Below are 15,981 nucleotides of genomic sequence, written 5' to 3'. Positions count from 1 at the left end.
GAGCCAATGGAGGCAACCATGGCATTGCGATTGAAGTTGATGCGTTTGCTGGTTGGCGTGGTGCTGCCCTTGACGTTCGCAAGTTCGTCCGTGGCGCAGACCGCCCTATCGGAGTTCATCGGTACGGCGCCGCAGCCGTCCTTCGACACGCCGGAACTGGCGCTCGACCGGTTGAAGGCGGTGCTTGCATCGAACGACGTGGACGGGCTTGCGGGGCTGCTCGGCCTGAAGGCCGACAAGCTCAGGGGAAACAATGCGGCAATGATCAGCTACGGGCTGATCCGCGAAGGCGCGTCACGGCTGATGAGGCTGGAGGACCTTGATGGCCGCAAGATCGTCGCCATCGGAGACAGGCTCTGGCCGCTGCCGTTTCCGCTCACGAAGGGTGCCAATGACAAATGGTCGTTTGACACCCGCACCGGACTGGAGGAGATCGTCAATCGACGCATCGGCGAGAACGAGCTCGCGACGATCGAGACCATCCATAATTTCGTCATCGCCCAGCACATCTATGCCTCTGAGGATCGGACCGGCTCGGGCATATACGAGTATGCGCAGAAGCTGATCAGCGCTCCCGGCAAGCGCGACGGTCTGTACTGGCAGGCAAGCCCTGGCGAGGAAGACAGCCCGGCCGGCCCTCTGGTCGAGACCGCCGCCTTCGGCAAGGCCAAGCGTGGTGACGGCTATTTCGGGTACCGCTATCGGATATTGACCTCGCAGGGCGATAACGTGCTGGGCGGCAAGCAGAGCTATATCGTCAACGGCCATATGACGGCCGGGTTCGCGGTGATCGCGTGGCCGGTCAAATACAGGGTGACGGGTGTCCAGACATTCATCGCCAACGGCACGAGCGTGATCTACCAGCGCGATCTCGGGCCGGAGACGGAGAAGAAGGCGGCCGCGATCAAGACGTTCAATCCCGATGAAAACTGGTCGGTCGTTTCCGAATAGACCGGAACGGGTTCGGGTGGCGGTTGTCCGAAGCAACCGCCACCCGTGAAGTCGATCAGCCGAAATCGAGAAGCCCCGACGAGGCGCTATTTGACCGGGGGCTCCCAGGTCAGGAACAGGCCGACATCGCCGGGGATGCCCTCCGGGAAGTTGATGATCATGGCCTTCAGACCATAGCCTTGTGGTTTGGCCAGTTGCTCGAACATGTCGAGAAGTTCCTTCGCCTTGCCCTGAAGCGTCTTCTGCCATCCCGGCAGGTTGTTGTTGATGGCGCGGCCGCCATCGTCACAGAAGCTTGAGGGGAAGCTGTAGATCATCGCCTCGTATTTTCCGTCCGCCGCGGCCTTCATGACGAGGCGCTTGATCATCGCGCGTTCTTTCTCGTCGATATGCTTGCGAAAGAAATCCTCGACGAACTCGGCATGCTTTTCAGCCTCCCGCGCCTTGATCCTCTCGTCGCGCTCCATCTCGGCGATCTGGAGCTCAAGGGCGCGTTTGCGCAATTCTTCGGCGCTGGCCATGGAATGGGGTGCGGATGTCTGCGTCGATGTCATCTCTACGTCCTCCAAGTTCATCCTCAACGGATGATAGGGCCTATGGAGAAGCGAAGGCAGTATGATACGCGGGGGTGGCTGTAAGATACGGTATGTTACGGCTTTGGCCCGGATCGCCCCGGAAAACACCGAAAACACCGGCCGCGGCGATCTATCCGCCCCGTTTCCAGCGGCGTGCCGCCTCCGCTTGCCGGCCGACGAAACGAATGTGCGTTACGGTAATATACGCTCCATTCGCGCGACATCATGCGATCGTCCCGCCCGTCGATCTAACCAGCCGGGGACGGACAGGATGAAAAAGATAAGACGAGGGATTTTGATAACGGTCGTTGCGTGTGTCTCCATGGGTCTTGCCGGGGAGACATCCGCGCAGACGATGAGCTACGCGGATGCGGTGACGAAACTCGCAAGCGATTGCGGCGCCGACATCCAGAAGCTGTGCAAGGGGCTGAACCTTGGGAATGGACGCATTGCCGACTGCCTGCAGCAGAACGCGGCGCAGGTCTCGCCGAGCTGCAAGGCTTCGCTGAGCACCGTTTTCCAATCGATCACCCAGCGCGAGCAGGCGCAGACGGCCTATGAGCGTGTCTGCCAGCGCGACATGTCGAAGAGTTGCTCCGGCATCAAGGGCGACGGGTTCGTGCTCGCCTGCCTGATCAAGAAGCAACCGCGTGTCAGCGACGAATGCAATCAGGCGATCACCAACGCGGGCTGGAGATGAAACGATGAAGCGGGTTCTTTCGAGAGCAGTCATTTTCGCCGCGGCGGCAATCCTTTCTCCCGCCCTTGCGTCGGCGCAGGAGGTGTCGCAGGAGCGCATCATCAACGGGCTCGGCAAGCTGACATCCGCCGCCCCGGCTATCGATCTTGAAATCCTGCGGCAGGAGGCGATCACCGGTGGCGACAAGCCGATGTCGGCGCTGCCGAACTGGAAACGGATCGCCAAGCTGCCGCAGATGGTCGTCGAGATCAATTTCGAGAACGATTCCGTCGCGATCCTGCCGAGCTCCTACCGCACGCTCGGGCTGCTCGCCGATGCGCTGCACCATCCGAACCTCTGGGACTACAAGTTCCTTGTCGTCGGGCACGCAAGCTCGACCGGCGATGACAAGTACAATCTCGACCTCAGCGAAAAGAGGGCGGCCGCCATCAAGGAGGCCCTGTCCACCACCTTCGCGGTCGATCCGCAGCGGCTTTACGCGGTCGGCGTCGGCGAATACATGCCGATCCCAGGGACAGATAGCACGGGTTCGAACAACCGGCGCGTACAGCTCATCAATCTTGGGGTCTTCAAGAAGAAGTCCTGAGCGAGCCGGGCAGGGCAGGGGACGTTCCGTCTTTCGCTCGTTAGCCCATGGCCATGTTCAAGCCGTCCCGCCGACAGGCAGCGGGACGGCTCGCGCCCCCGCGTTGGCGAAGCCGTTCGTCGATGCGATTTGTGCGAACTCCAAGGCCCGTTCCCGGCCTGGTGCTATCTTGGCTGTTGCGCTCACCCCTTGCCGATGGTCACGGAACCGGTAGCGCTAACAAAAACCTAACAGCAATAAAACTAGATCGCCGTCTGCTGCGTATAGCTTGCCAAAATGGCATGAAATGACGTGGAGCAGCAGTTGCGTCTTTTAATAATGGTGCTTGGTATACTGACAATACTCGCCTGGATTGTGGCTTTCTATCTCACCTCAGCCTATTATTAGCATTGGTTGAGCAGTCGCTGGTTCCAGCCGCACCAAATTTCGAAAGTCCATCTAGCCTGCCGCTCAAGCAACAGGCTAGACGCTTTAAACGCCCAATCAGAGGACAGAGACGTTCTCAGCCTTCGACTTGCCGGTCTTGCGATCCTGGCCGAGTTCGAAGCTGACCTTGTCACCTTCGCGGAGCGAGGCGCCGCGCGGGAGCGCGGTGATATGAACGAAAACGTCGGTTCCGCCGTTTTCTGGCGTGATGAAACCGAAGCCCTTGTCCTCGTTGAAGAATTTAACAGTACCCTCAGGCATGGATATTCCCTTTTAAGTGTTTTGCTTGCAATGGCGACGCGAACCTATAGTGCTGCGGCGCGTCCATCAACTAGAAGCATGCGTCGAAGCCGCTTCATTTGTATGAAATTCGGATTTTTGCCGGTGCGAGGCCCGATTTGGCGTCTCTCCAAGCGCCGTGGCGCCAAAATCGACAAAGTCCCGTTGCATCTTGCGCGGTGTGTCCTCTGGAAAAGAAAGCGACGATGACCATTCCAGCTGATTTCGATTGCCAGACCTGCGGCGCCTGCTGTTCGTACTCATCGAGTTGGCCAAGGTTCTCGACCGAAACGGATGCCGAGCTCGACCGCCTGCCCGCTCGCTACGTCGCGGATGACCAGGCGGGCATGCGCTGCCATGACAACCGCTGCTCGGCTCTGGACGGCACGGTCGGTTCCGGCACCTCCTGCCTGGTCTACGAGATCAGGCCGCAAGTGTGCCGCGACTGCCTTCCCGGTGACGGCGAATGCCTCGAGGCGCGCGCCGCCTATGGTTTCGTCTAGCCCGCTCTTCTATCCAGATACCGCCGCATCGCATCGAAGGAAAAAGCGCCGATCGGAAGCTCGCTCCCGCCATCAAGGGCGAGATCGGCGAGGATTTCCCCGACCACGCTGGTAAACTTGAAGCCGTGTCCCGAGCAGGGCGAGGCGATGACGACGTTGGCGCTCGATGGGGCGATGTCGAGCAGGAAGTCCTCGCTGGGAAGCATCGTGTAGCGGCATGTCGTGGCATTGGCCCGCACGCCGGCCGCGGCCGGCAGGCGCTTGCCGATAAAGCCGTCCAGCAATGCGGTGTCTTTATCGTTGACCGGCGGGTTCGGCTGGTTGGGGTCGATCGGCTCGCGGAAATGCGCATGTCGGCCGACCTTGACGCCGTCGACACCGATGGCCGGGAAGCCGAAATAGGAGCCCTCGTCACCCTCGTCGCGCAGGAAGCACGGCATGCGGCCGGGTTGCGTCACGAAGCCGTCCTTTGGCTGGTACCAGGCGACGACCTGACGGATGGGAACGGCATGGCCCCGCAATTCCGGCAGGAGTTCGGCAATCCATGAACCCGTGGCGACGATCACCTTGCGAGAGCGGTACGTTCCCCCGGCGGAACGGATGGTGACGCCTGCGTCGTCGTGTTCGATCGCCGTGACGCGTTCGCCGAAATGGAGCACGGCGCCATCTTCGGCCGCGAGCTTCAGATAGCCCAAAACCGCCGTTTCCGGCCGCAGATAGCCGCCTTGCGGGTCGAGTACGGCGATATCGTCCCGGTCGAGCTGGAACACGGGAAAGCGGCGGGCCGTCTCGTCGCGATCGAGCACCTCGTGCGCCAGGCCATGCATGGCGCAGGACGCCCGTGTTCCGCTGACGATCTTGCTGTCGGGAGCTCCGATCTGCAAGACGCCCGTTATCTCGAGCACGTCCGCCCGCAGCCTGGCTTCGAGCGCGCGCCAGTTCCGGTAGGCGCGCTGCAGCAGCGGCACATAGGAGGGGTCTTCGAAGTAGCCGAGCCGGATCAATCGGCTGTCACCATGCGACGAGCCAAGGGTATGGGCGGGATGATAGGCATCGATGCCTATCACCTTCACTCCCCGGGCGGCGAGGAAAGCCAAGGCGGCGCTCCCCATCGCTCCAAGGCCGACAACGGCGACGTCATATTGAGCAGTCATGGCTTTTCCTTCAGGCGATGGGAGGCGGCGTGTGCCTGATCAGTGCCCGCGCGTGTTCCATATCGAGCGATAGCGGTCTGTCGTCGGCGTAGTGGGGGACGACGCTCCGAACGGCGACGTGGAGCCTGTCGGTGCCGACCGCGCGTCGCGCCGTTGACGACAGAAAATCGTGCGCCTGGGCCGCCGCCATCAATTCGATGGCAAGTATGTATTCGGCGTTGTCGATGATCGAGAGAAGCTTGTTTGCGGCCGCCGTCGGATGGGCCAGGAAATCTTCCTGCAAGGCCGATGTCAGTCCGCCATCCAGCGACGCCGGGGCGGCAAGCCGCCGGTTTTCGTTGCTCAAGGCGGCGGCCGTGTACTGGGCGATCATGAAGCCGGAATTGCTTCCGGCATCGCTTGCCAGAAACGCCGGCAGGCCGCTGACAAGCGGATTGACGAGACGGTCCATGCGGCGCTCGCTCATGGCGGCGATCTGCGCAAGCGCGATGCCAAGGCTGTCGGCCGCCTGGCCGAGCGCTGGCGCAACGGCATGCGCTTCCGATGAGACGATAGGCGCATCGGGTGTGCCGGATACCGCGGGGTTGTCGGTGACGGAAGCGAGTTCGCGGTCGACCACGGCACAAGCCGTGTCGAATACATCACGCGCGGCCCCATGCGCATGCGGGACCGATCTCAGGCTCAGCGCATCCTGCGTGCGCTTGCCACGTGCGGCCTCGATCAGGTCGCTGCCCGCGAGATAGCGACGTAGCCGCGCGCCCACGTCCTGGATACCCTTCGAATGTCGCAGCGCCAGGACCTCAGCGTCGAAGGCCGCCATCTGGCCGCCGACGGCCTCAAGCGTGAGGGCGGCGATGGCGTCGGCCCAATCGAGCAATCGCTCCGCCCGGGCCAGCGCCACGCTGGAAAGGCCGGTCGCGCAGGCGGTGCCGTTGACGAGGCTCAATCCTTCCTTGGCGCCGAGCACCAGTGGCGCGAGATCGAGCGCTGCAAGCGCGTCGCGGCCGGACATGGATTTCCCGGCAAGGCGCGCGCTCCCCTCGCCAAGCAGCACGAGCGCCGTATGGGCGTTGTGCGTGAGATAGCCGGCCGAGCCCTTGGAGGGCACATCGGGAATGCAGTCGCGTTCCAGGAACGCCAGGAGATAGCGAAGAATATCGGGCCGCACGCCGGAGTGACCGTGGCCGAAATTGGCGATCTGTGTGGCGATGATGGCACGCACCTCGCGTGGCGCCAGCCTGTCTCCGACCCCGCAGGCATGGCTGAGGACGATGTTGCGGGACAAACGGCTTTGCGACTGGCGATCGACCACCGTATCGGAAAGCGCGCCGACGCCGGTGTTGACGCCATACGCCCGGACACCGGTCTCGACGATCCGCTCGACGATGCGGCTGGCGTTTTCCACGCGCTGCCAGGCGGCCTGCGAGAGCGCCAGCGTGTCTCCCCCGGCGATGCGGACGACATCCCGCCAGCCAAGGACGTTATCGAGGACGATTGTCATTGCCCGGTTCCGAAGTGACCGATGAACTGGCGGAACGCCGGTGAGCCGCCACCGCCGAACATTTCGTCGGGCGTGCCGCTGCTGTCGACAACGCCTTCGCGCATGAAGACGACCCGGTTCGAGACGTTGCGGGCAAAGCTCATTTCGTGGGTTACGACCAGCATGGTCATGCCTTCTTCGGCAAGCGCGCGCATGACGCGCAGCACCTCGCCGACGAGTTCGGGATCGAGCGCCGACGTCGGTTCGTCGAACAGCATGACCTTCGGCTTCATGGCGAGCGCGCGGGCGATCGCGGCGCGCTGCTGCTGGCCGCCCGAAAGATGAGCCGGATAGGCGTGGCGCTTGTCGGCGATGCCGACTTTCTCCAGCAAGGCTTCGGCCTCCGCGATGCATTCGGAGCGCGGGCGCTTCAACACATGCACCGGGCCCTCGATGATGTTCTGCAGGATCGTCATGTGAGACCAGAGATTGAAGGACTGGAACACCATGCCGAGTTCGGAGCGGATGTGGTCGACCTGCTTCTGGCTCGCCGGTCGGCTCTTGCCGCCCTTGTGGATCATCCTGATCTGTTCTCCGTCGACCCAGATCTCGCCGTCGGTCGCGGTTTCCAGCAGGTTGATACAGCGCAGAAAGGTCGATTTGCCGGAGCCGGAAGCGCCGAGAAGCGAGATGACATCGCCATCCTGTGCATCCAGCGAGATGCCGCGCAGGACTTCATGGATGCCGAAGCTCTTGCGGATATTGCGGACCGAAAGTCGGGTTACGCCGGGCATGGATGCTCCATCGGTTTGGTTCTGCTCTTATGCCTTCAACGCGGGCGGCGCGGCGCGGCGATGTCGCGAAAGCGAGTATTCAAGCAGGGCCATGGCCTGCAGGATTATGAAGTTCAAAACGAGATAGATGATGGCCGCGCAAAGGAAGACTTCCATCGTGCGATAGGTCTGCGAGATCAACCTTTGCGCGACGCCGGTTACCTCCCAGACGGTGACGAGGCTTGCGAGCGCCGTCGATTTCATCATCAGCACGACTTCGGTGGAATAGGCAGGCAAGGCGTGACGGAACGCGATCGGCGCCAGAATGCGGCGCACGAGCAGGAAGCCCGACATCCCGATTGAGCGCGCCGCTTCGATTTCGCGCGGCGAGACGGCGCGAATGCCGCCTCGGAAGATCTCGGCCGAATAGCCGGCCGTGCACAGCGCCAGCGAAAGCACGGCGCAGATAAAGGGCTCGCGCAGGAAGGGCCACAGGAACGAATAGCGGATGAAGCCGAACTGGCCGAGACCGTAGAAGACCAGGAACATCTGGATCAGCAAGGGCGATCCACGAAACACGAAGATGTAGCCCTTGGCAAAGGCGGAGAGGACCGGGTTGCCGCTGACGCGCATCCACACGATCAACAGCGCAAGCAGGCAACCCGAGACCACCGATACCGAAAACAGCGCCAGCGTGGTGGGGACGGCCTTTAGCAGCGTCAGCATGGTCTGGGTGAGAAAGGCGATATCCATGGGCTTGTCCTTATGCCTTTCCCATCGCCGCCGTCGGCATGCTGCGGTTGGCGCGTCGTTCGGCGCCGTTGAAGACGCGGTCGGACAGGCTCGTCAGGATCAGATAAAGAATGCCGCCGACGATGAAGAAGAGGAAATACTGCCGCGTCGAGCCCGCCGCCACCTGGCTGGTGCGCATCAGTTCGGCAAGGCCGGTCACGGAGATCAGGGCCGAATCCTTCAGGCTCAGCTGCCAGACATTGCCAATGCCGGGGATGGCGAAGCGAAAGACCTGGGGCATGATGATGCGACGGAAGCGCAGGGCGCGATGCATGCCGATCGCCGACGCCGCCTCGAGTTCGCCCTTGGAAATCGCCTGGAAGGCGCCACGAAAGACTTCCGCCTGATAGGCGCCGGAGATGATGCCGACGGCCAGCGCGCCGGCGATGAAGGACGGCATGCCAAGGAAGCCCTCGTAACCCATGGCCTTGCCGATCGCGGTCACGGCCGAAGAGCCGCCGAAATAGATCAGGTAGATGATCAGAAGCTCGGGCACGCCGCGAAAGACGGTCGTGTAGATATTGCCGAGCGTGGCGAGCGCCAGATTGCCGGATAGCTTCGCGGCCGCGACGATCGTGCCGATCACGGCGCCGATCGCGAGCGCTGTCGCCGTTACGCACAGCGTGATGAAGGCGGCAAAAAGCAGCAGCGCGCCCCATCCGCCGGAGCCGAATCCAATCAGTGACAATGATGCCATGGCGCGTTCCCCGCGTGCGTCGCTCGATCGACGTTGTCAGACATGCGGTCCCCGGCGCGAGCGCCGGAGACCGGGCCGTGTTCGCCTCAGGCCTTACTGCTGCGGGCTGACGTCGACCTTGAACCACTTCATCGACAGGTTCTTCACGGTGCCATCGGCAAGCGCCGACTTGATCGCTTCGCTGAACTTGTCGCGCAGGTCGGTATCGGCCTTGCGGATGCCGAGCCCTTCGCCTTCGCCCCAGATCGGCCCGATGATCTCCGGACCGGTAAAGGCGAGCGCGCCGCCCGCGGTCTCGAAGGCGCTGTTGAAATAGACGGCGTCATCGAAGCCGAGATCGATACGGCCGTTCTGCAGATCGAGGTCGCGATCGGCGCCCGTCTTGTACTCGCGAATCTGGGCGATCTCGCCGAAATTGTCGTAGACAAACTTGGCATAGACGGTGGCGGCCTGGATGCCGATCGTCTTGCCCTTGAAGGCTTCCTTCAGCGCGTCGATTTCCTTCACGCCGGTCTGGCCAGGCGTCATCTTGATGATTGCGCCGGTGCCGGCGGCATTGGCGAGCGGGCTGTCCTTGGCTGTGGCGAAAGCAGCCGGCGTGGCGGCGTAAGGAACCGTGAAGTCGATGATTTGCTTGCGCTCCTCGGTGATCGAGAGTGCGTCCATGATGACATCGAACTTGCCGGCGTTGAGCGCCGGGATCATGCCATCCCAGTCCGAGGCAACGAGCGTGCATTCGATCTTGGCGCGTTCGCAAAGGACTTTCGCCAGTTCTGGTTCGAAGCCGCCGAGCGTGCCGTCGGCATTCGTCATGTTCCACGGCGCATAGGCGCCCTCGAGCGTGATGGTGGCGGTCTTCCAGTCCTTGGCGGAAACGGGAGCGACAAGCGCCGAAAGCGCGACGGCGCTGGAAAGAAGAATGGCTGCGATTTTCATAGAGATCTCCTCTGAAGTTGTCGGTGGCCTTGCGGCTGCGTAATGCCGATCTGCGCCGGCTTGCCTGACACCTTCGAAGAGAAGTTGATCAGGTGGTTGTATAGGGTACCATATGAGATAATTTATGATATGCAAGAGGAAAGTCGATTGAATGGGCGGATTTCATTCGTGCAAAAGGAATAGGCAATGAAGCATTCCAGCGAGATGAAGCGTGAACTGGCGCAGAACGATAGCGCCCCGCTCTATGTCGGTGTCAAGCAGATGATCCTCGACCGTATCCAGAGCGGCGAATGGCCGCCGAAATTCCGCGTTCCCTCCGAAAACGAATTGGTCACCGAGCTCGGCGTCAGCAAGATGACGGCGAACAGGGCGCTGCGCGAATTGGCGGCGGAAGGGGAGCTTGTTCGCATCCAGGGCGTGGGCTCGTTCGTGGCGGAGCGCAAGGGCTATTCACCGCTGTTCGAAGTCAGGAACATTGCCGAGGAAATCGCCGAGCGCGGGCATTCACATGAGGCATCGGTCATTGTTATCGCAGAGGAACCGGCCTCTCCGGAGACTGCGGACGCGCTGGATCTGGATATCGGCGCGCCGGTCTTTCATTCCCTGATCGTTCACAGCGAGAACGGTGTCCCGGTTCAGATCGAGGATCGTTTCGTCAATCCGGCCACTGCGCCGGATTATCTCAAGCAGGACTTCTCATCGCAGACGCCGAACGCCTATCTGGTGGAGGCGGCGCCGCTGAGCGGTTCCGAGCATGTGGTCGAGGCTGCCATGCCGCAGGCCTGGGAGTGCAAGCTGCTGACGATCCTGAGAAACGAGCCTTGCCTGACCATCCGGCGCCGGACATGGTCGGGCCGGCAGGTCGTCTCGACGGCCCGGCTCGTCTATCCCGCGCACCGCTATCGCCTGGAGGCGAGAAGCGGCAAGGTTTTTGAAGAGTAATAGCCTATGTTGTATATGGTACTTAGGGTATAGGCGCGATGTTGCCAAGCGTCACGCGCGCCGAGCCGGACCGCTCGAGGACGCGGTCAGTGACTTTCCTCGGTGGGCATCAGGCCGATCCGTGCGGTCTCGACGAAGGGGAAAGAGCTTTGGGATGTGCCGTGTCGGCGCAAAGTGCACGCTATGCTCGCCGGCAATCCATCTGACCGCGTGGGTCAAGCTGCGCGAACCGGCGCTTCCTGGCTTGCAGGCAGCGCCGGACGTATCCGCGTAAAAGATGGCGCCATCCGCTGGCGCCGTCCTTATGCTTAGAAGCTTACGTTGAGACCGGCCTTGAGCGTGTGGTCGCGGACGTTGCCCGTCGTGCCGACGCCGTTGGAGAAGGTGCGCACGCTGTTGGTGATCACGTAGTTGTATTCGACGCGGGCTGAAACGTTGGACGTCAATTTCTGCTCGACGCCGGCGCCGAGTATATAGCCTGGCTTCCAGCCATCAGGACCGGCAACATTGCCGTTGTCGCGGAAGTTGGTCATTGCCAGGCCGGCCGTGCCGTAAATCAGCGTCTGGTCGATCGGCGCGCCGACCTTGCCCTTGGCGCTCAGGCGGTGACGTTCCTTGATCCGGCCGCCTTCCACCTTGACCCGGCTGTCGCCGAGATAGGAGGCTTCGACTTCGCCACCAACGACCGCGCCACCGACGGTGGTGTTGTAGCCTGCCTGCGCGCCGGCGCTCAGGCCCTTGTTGCCGGAAAACGGGTTGAGGTTCGGCGAGGACATGCCGCCGCTAACACCGACATAGGCGCCGTCCCATCCGCCCACGGACGGCTGGTCGTAGGAACCCAAATCGGCGGCGAGAACCGGCGTGGCAAGAAGGCTGATGGCAAGGGCTGCCGCAAAGGGATTGATACTCATGATTACGCTATACTCCATACGCATTGCTACGCACCTTGTCGCGCGTGAGCTTCTACTCGTTAAACCACGTCACTTGGATGCAATGCGCCCGGAACTTCGCCCCGGAACGTAGCATTGCCACGATCGTCCATCTCTAATTTTCACGATTTCATAAATAGTTTCTTAACTTGCTGACCAATCTCGCAGATGTGAACGGCTCTGTATTTCTGGCGTTCGATGGCTGAGGCAAGTGGTACTGTGGACAGATTCTTCTGCGCCGCAGCATGAATTTTCGGTCCGGCGATTGCCAATTGCAATGTATTGCACCATGGTGAGTATGAGCTTTAACTTATGATCCAGCCGCGAAGGTGATGGATTTGATGAGTGATGCATCGCAAGGACCGGTAAAAGTGCCGTTGCGGAACAATATCCGCGGATATGGCCGGTCGGTATTCTTGTTTCTCTTGCCGTGCCTCGCGGGCACGGCGCTGTTTCTTGGCGATCCACAGCGGTTTGAGAGCGTCGCTCGCTATTTCGGAGCTCAAATATCCGAAAATGCACCGCCTCAGCCCGTGGTTGCCGAGCCCGCCGCCGTGTCCACGCCGGCGCCGCCGCGATCGACAGATATCCCCGTTCGCCTCATCGAAGCCCCGGAGCCAGAGGTTGCGGGCCAGTTCCTGCGCATGTGGCGCGTGTCCGGGCCGGTGATCTGCAAGGCATTTCGCGACGCCGGTATCGAGACAAGCGAATGGCGCGCGCCGTCGATGCGCAGCACCAGTCGCGAATGCTATTTCCAGCGCATATACAGAAGGAACGACGTTCGGCCGCTGAGTTCGGTTTTCCTGAGGGTCAAGGGTAGCGCAAGCGGCGACATTGTCGAGATCAGAGGAAAACTTGTCGACCCGCCGATGGACGCGGATGGGCGGCTGGATGCCGGGCATATGAAGATATTCGAAACCTTGGTGCGGCAGGCAGGATGGAGTGACTTTCAGGATGCGCTCGCACCCATTCGAAGCCTTCGCGACTTCGAGAACGAGCGGTTCGGTGCCTATTTCAGTTTCAAGCGGGATGCCGCGAGCCCGGATAGCTACAATTTCATGCTTGTGGTCGCTGCCGGCGCGGGACCGCAGACGCGAACCAAGGCGTACTTCTCGGCGGAGCGTTGGGTCGAGGCGCCCGATCCCCGGATTGCGGAACTCTCCGTGCCGATAAGCCAACTGGCGTCGAAACAGGGTGCGTATCGGCAACAAGGCGTGGCGTCCCGGTGACCGCGGTCAACGGTGACGAAGGCGTCCGTTGCGGCACCGACGATCTTCCAGAGATGCTTGCTGCTGAAGGAATACATGCGAGGTGAGCCGATGCCGGGATCGAATTCAACCGGCTTTCGTGCCCAGCCGATTTGCGGACCGCGGCCAAGTCTCGACGGAAATTAGCGCTGGCGATATCGATAATCGCGATGTTAAATTCCCCGCGAACTTATGCAATGGATTCATGGATTCATGGATGAAGCGCGATGAACTCGGAGATCTTGCCGCCTTTCTGATGGTGGCTGAGGAGCGGAGCTTTACGCGCGCGGCGGCACAGCTTGGGACATCGCAATCCTCCCTCAGCCACACGGTTCGCCGCCTTGAGGAGCGGATGGGCGTGCGCCTGCTGACGAGGACGACGCGCAACGTTTCGCCGACGGAAGCGGGCGAGCAGCTCGTCGAGACTTTGCGGCCCGCCTTCAACGATATTCGTGGCCGGATCGACGCCTTGAGCGCGATGCGGCAAAAGCCTGCCGGTACGATCCGCATCACGTCGAGCCGGCACGCGGCGGAGACCATTCTCATGCCGGTCGCAAAGCGGCTGATGGCGGAGTATCCCGACATCAGCATCGAGATTTCGATCGAGCAGAGGCTGATCGATCTGGTGGCCGAACGCTACGACGCCGGCGTTCGGCTGGGAGAGCGGGTCGAGAAGGACATGGTCGCGGTCAAGATCGGACCGGAGTTGCGGATGGTGGTCGCCGGATCGCCAGACTATTTCAAGCGACATCCAAAGCCGGTGACGCCACATGACCTGACGCATCATACCTGCATCAACCTGCGGCTGCCCACGCTCGGCGGCCTCTATGCCTGGGAATTCGAGAAGGATGGGCGACCGCTCAACGTGCGCGTGGACGGGCAATTCATCTGCAACGATGTGCCGATGATCATCGACGCGGCGATCAGCGGTCTGGGGCTGACCTGCCTGCCGGATGATCACCTGGGTCCGTTGGTTCAAGAGGGGAAGCTGACAGCGGTTCTGGAAGACTGGTCGACGCCATTTCCCGGCTATCATCTTTATTATCCGAGCCGCCGCCTTGCTTCGCCCGCTTTCGCGCTTCTGGTCGACGCGCTGCGCTATCGGTGACGACAGGACGCAAGCCGTTTATGAACCGCTCGCATAGCATCATGCGGAACGGCGCACCTAGTCCTCGGCAATTGCCTGGCCTATTTCGTCTCGTGAGACAACAGGTGAAACGCTCATAGGAGTGCGACGGTGGAGATTAAAAGAAGCGGCGTGCTGGCGTCGGCGAAGGGGCCGGATGACTATTTCACCGGTTCCGTGCGACTTGATGCGCGATTTAGCGGCAGCGGAAATCTGAGCGGCGCGACCGTCATCTTCGAGCCCGGCGCGCGCACCGCGTGGCATACGCATCCTCTCGGGCAGACCTTGATCGTGCTGTCGGGGCTCGGCTTGGCTCAGCGCGAGGGCGGAGCGATCGAGGAAATCCGCCCCGGCGATATCGTCTGGTTCGAGCCAGGCGAAAAGCATTGGCATGGCGCCGCGCCCAACTGCGCCATGAGCCATCTGGCGATCGCGGAAATGAAGGACGGGTCCGCTGTCACCTGGATGGAGAAGGTCACGGATCTGGAATACGAGGGTCGGGATGCGCCATGAAGCCTTACATCATCTGCCACATGATCACCTCGCTCGACGGCGGTCTTCATCCGAGCCGCTGGACGGCCAGCCCGGATGGCAACCGGGCAATATGGTCGGCCGCCTATGAGGCCATACACAAGACGTTTGGCGCCGATGGCTGGCTGGTCGGCCGCGTCACGATGGCCGAGATGTCGAAGGCTGGTCCACATGCGCCAGCGGGACCATTTGACGTCGACCGCACGGTGCATGTTGCCAGGCCCGATGCCAGGAGCTTTGCCATTGCTGTTGATCAGCACGGCAAGCTGCATTTCAACGGTGGTGATTTCGATGGCGACCATGTGATCGTCTTGCTCGGCAAGCAGGTTTCCGATCAGCATCTCGCGGAGCTCGTCGCCGACGGTGTGTCCTATATCGTCTCCGACGGCCAAGAGATGGATCTGGCCCGCTTGCTGGAAACGCTGGGACGCGAATTCAGTATCCGCCGTCTGCTTCTGGAAGGCGGTGCCGGCGTCAATGGTTCGTTCCTCGCGGCCGGGCTGGTCGACGAGTTGAGCCTGCTCGTGGCGCCGGCCGTCGATGCGCGCAAGGGAAGCGACCGTGTCATCGAGTACGGGCAGGATGGCCTGGCGGGAAAATGCGAACTCTCGCTACTCTCCTGCGACAAGCTGGACGACGGGCTTCTGCACCTGAAATACGCGGTCAAGGCGTCGAGCTAGCAGCTTTCAAGCAGAGCGTCGCGCCGAGCATGGCGCAACGCCTCGCTTGCAGCCGGGGATTATTTCAGCGTTTCGGCCATGAACGAGCCGGCCCGGGCGGCGCCTTCAGCCGAAATCGTATGACCGAGCCCGGGAACGATGATCGTCTCCACGCTCATGCCAAGCGGCTGCAGCGCCGCTGCGGCGCGGGTCGTTTCAGCAGCCGGAATGACCGGATCGGCGCTTCCGTGCACCAGTAGCACGGGCGTCCTGACCGCTGGCGCAAGCGGAAGCGGCGAGGCGAGGCGGCCGGAGAAGCCGACGACGGCGCCGACTGGCCAGCGTCCCGACGCCACGGCGTCGAGCGCCATGATGGTGCCCTGCGAGAAGCCGACCAGAACGACGCGTTCGAGCCGGTCGGCAAAGCCGTTTTCGTTGATGATCGCCGACATGGTTGCGTCAAAAGCCGGGCGCGCCTCCTTGATGCGCCCGCTTCTGTTCTCCTCGGTCACGCCGGCGACGCTGAACCACTGATAGCCCGCGCCGAAGCTGGACGGGCTTGGCGCATTCGGCGACGCGAAGACGGCGCCGGGCAGGGCGTTCTTCCAGAGATCGGCCAAGGGCGCGAGATCGGGGCCGCTCGAGCCGACACCGTGGAGCATGATAACGAGCATAGGGGATGCGGTTGTCGACAT

19 protein-coding genes are annotated in these 15,981 nt (G+C 61.9%); 9 read left to right on the top strand and 10 right to left on the bottom strand.

Annotation, left to right across the window (positions count from 1 at the left end):
• The first annotated feature begins 18 nt into the window (after positions 1–18).
• Positions 19–951 (top strand): DUF2950 domain-containing protein, encoded by a 933-nt coding sequence (locus tag GGQ67_RS01195; protein WP_183898351.1) that lies wholly within the window; start codon positions 19–21, stop codon positions 949–951.
• 86 nt (positions 952–1,037) lie between these two features.
• On the opposite strand, the gene GGQ67_RS01190 is transcribed toward GGQ67_RS01195, so the two are convergent.
• Positions 1,038–1,505: a hypothetical protein gene (locus GGQ67_RS01190; RefSeq protein ID WP_183898350.1), complete on the bottom strand. Its 468-nt coding sequence runs from the start codon at positions 1,503–1,505 to the stop codon at positions 1,038–1,040.
• 343 nt (positions 1,506–1,848) lie between these two features.
• Between GGQ67_RS01190 and GGQ67_RS01185 the strand changes: the two genes are divergently transcribed.
• Both GGQ67_RS01185 and GGQ67_RS01180 read left to right on the top strand, forming a co-directional pair.
• Positions 1,849–2,226, top strand: a complete 378-nt coding sequence (locus GGQ67_RS01185; RefSeq protein ID WP_183898349.1) for a hypothetical protein — start codon at positions 1,849–1,851, stop codon at positions 2,224–2,226.
• 4 nt (positions 2,227–2,230) lie between these two features.
• A complete protein-coding gene (locus GGQ67_RS01180) occupies positions 2,231–2,812 on the top strand; it encodes an OmpA family protein (protein ID WP_183898348.1) in 582 nt (193 codons plus the stop codon).
• 483 nt (positions 2,813–3,295) lie between these two features.
• On the opposite strand, the gene GGQ67_RS01175 is transcribed toward GGQ67_RS01180, so the two are convergent.
• Complete coding sequence (locus tag GGQ67_RS01175) at positions 3,296–3,499, bottom strand: cold-shock protein (protein WP_183898347.1); 204 nt, start codon at positions 3,497–3,499, stop codon at positions 3,296–3,298.
• 224 nt (positions 3,500–3,723) lie between these two features.
• Between GGQ67_RS01175 and GGQ67_RS01170 the strand changes: the two genes are divergently transcribed.
• Positions 3,724–4,020, top strand: coding sequence for a YkgJ family cysteine cluster protein (locus GGQ67_RS01170; protein ID WP_183898346.1), 297 nt, complete (start codon positions 3,724–3,726; stop codon positions 4,018–4,020).
• On the opposite strand, the gene solA is transcribed toward GGQ67_RS01170, so the two are convergent.
• The 6 genes from solA to GGQ67_RS01140 all read right to left on the bottom strand — a co-directional run bounded on the left by solA (position 4,017) and on the right by GGQ67_RS01140 (position 9,852).
• Positions 4,017–5,174: an N-methyl-L-tryptophan oxidase gene (gene solA / locus GGQ67_RS01165; protein ID WP_183898345.1), complete on the bottom strand. Its 1,158-nt coding sequence runs from the start codon at positions 5,172–5,174 to the stop codon at positions 4,017–4,019. The genes GGQ67_RS01170 and solA overlap by 4 nt on opposite strands.
• 10 nt (positions 5,175–5,184) lie before the next feature.
• Positions 5,185–6,675, bottom strand: coding sequence for an HAL/PAL/TAL family ammonia-lyase (locus GGQ67_RS01160; RefSeq protein WP_183898344.1), 1,491 nt, complete (start codon positions 6,673–6,675; stop codon positions 5,185–5,187).
• Positions 6,672–7,448, bottom strand: a complete 777-nt coding sequence (locus GGQ67_RS01155) for an ABC transporter ATP-binding protein (RefSeq protein WP_047503518.1) — start codon at positions 7,446–7,448, stop codon at positions 6,672–6,674. The genes GGQ67_RS01160 and GGQ67_RS01155 overlap by 4 nt, the downstream gene beginning before the upstream one ends.
• A 27-nt stretch (positions 7,449–7,475) precedes the next feature.
• A complete protein-coding gene (locus tag GGQ67_RS01150) occupies positions 7,476–8,180 on the bottom strand; it encodes an ABC transporter permease (RefSeq protein WP_183898343.1) in 705 nt (234 codons plus the stop codon).
• Positions 8,181–8,190: 10 nt separating this feature from the next.
• The gene (locus tag GGQ67_RS01145) at positions 8,191–8,916 is read right to left on the bottom strand and encodes an ABC transporter permease (protein ID WP_183898342.1); all 726 of its coding nucleotides are present in this window, start codon (positions 8,914–8,916) and stop codon (positions 8,191–8,193) included.
• 93 nt (positions 8,917–9,009) lie between these two features.
• Positions 9,010–9,852: a transporter substrate-binding domain-containing protein gene (locus tag GGQ67_RS01140; protein ID WP_183898341.1), complete on the bottom strand. Its 843-nt coding sequence runs from the start codon at positions 9,850–9,852 to the stop codon at positions 9,010–9,012.
• Between the two features lie 186 nt (positions 9,853–10,038).
• Between GGQ67_RS01140 and hutC the strand changes: the two genes are divergently transcribed.
• Positions 10,039–10,794, top strand: a complete 756-nt coding sequence (gene hutC / locus GGQ67_RS01135) for a histidine utilization transcriptional repressor HutC (RefSeq protein WP_183898340.1) — start codon at positions 10,039–10,041, stop codon at positions 10,792–10,794.
• Positions 10,795–11,102: 308 nt separating this feature from the next.
• Here the strand turns inward: hutC and GGQ67_RS01130 are convergent, their stop codons facing one another.
• Positions 11,103–11,705, bottom strand: coding sequence for an outer membrane protein (locus GGQ67_RS01130; RefSeq protein ID WP_183898339.1), 603 nt, complete (start codon positions 11,703–11,705; stop codon positions 11,103–11,105).
• Positions 11,706–12,064: 359 nt separating this feature from the next.
• Between GGQ67_RS01130 and GGQ67_RS01125 the strand changes: the two genes are divergently transcribed.
• The 4 genes from GGQ67_RS01125 (at position 12,065) to GGQ67_RS01110 (ending at position 15,307) form a co-directional block, all read left to right on the top strand.
• Positions 12,065–12,952: a DUF6030 family protein gene (locus tag GGQ67_RS01125; RefSeq protein WP_183898338.1), complete on the top strand. Its 888-nt coding sequence runs from the start codon at positions 12,065–12,067 to the stop codon at positions 12,950–12,952.
• 235 nt (positions 12,953–13,187) lie between these two features.
• Positions 13,188–14,078, top strand: coding sequence for a LysR family transcriptional regulator (locus GGQ67_RS01120; protein ID WP_183898337.1), 891 nt, complete (start codon positions 13,188–13,190; stop codon positions 14,076–14,078).
• 129 nt (positions 14,079–14,207) lie between these two features.
• Positions 14,208–14,609 carry a (R)-mandelonitrile lyase gene (locus tag GGQ67_RS01115; protein ID WP_183898336.1) on the top strand — a complete coding sequence of 134 codons (402 nt, stop codon included), beginning with the start codon at positions 14,208–14,210 and terminating at the stop codon, positions 14,607–14,609.
• Complete coding sequence (locus tag GGQ67_RS01110) at positions 14,606–15,307, top strand: RibD family protein (protein WP_183898335.1); 702 nt, start codon at positions 14,606–14,608, stop codon at positions 15,305–15,307. The genes GGQ67_RS01115 and GGQ67_RS01110 overlap by 4 nt, the downstream gene beginning before the upstream one ends.
• A 59-nt stretch (positions 15,308–15,366) precedes the next feature.
• Here GGQ67_RS01110 and GGQ67_RS01105 read toward each other — a convergent pair whose 3' ends face one another.
• The gene (locus tag GGQ67_RS01105; RefSeq protein ID WP_183898334.1) at positions 15,367–15,981 is read right to left on the bottom strand and encodes an alpha/beta hydrolase; all 615 of its coding nucleotides are present in this window, start codon (positions 15,979–15,981) and stop codon (positions 15,367–15,369) included.

Source organism: Rhizobium metallidurans (genome assembly GCF_014196505.1).
GTDB classification, from domain to species: domain Bacteria; phylum Pseudomonadota; class Alphaproteobacteria; order Rhizobiales; family Rhizobiaceae; genus Rhizobium; species Rhizobium metallidurans.
This window is presented reverse-complemented; position numbering and strand designations above follow the sequence as displayed.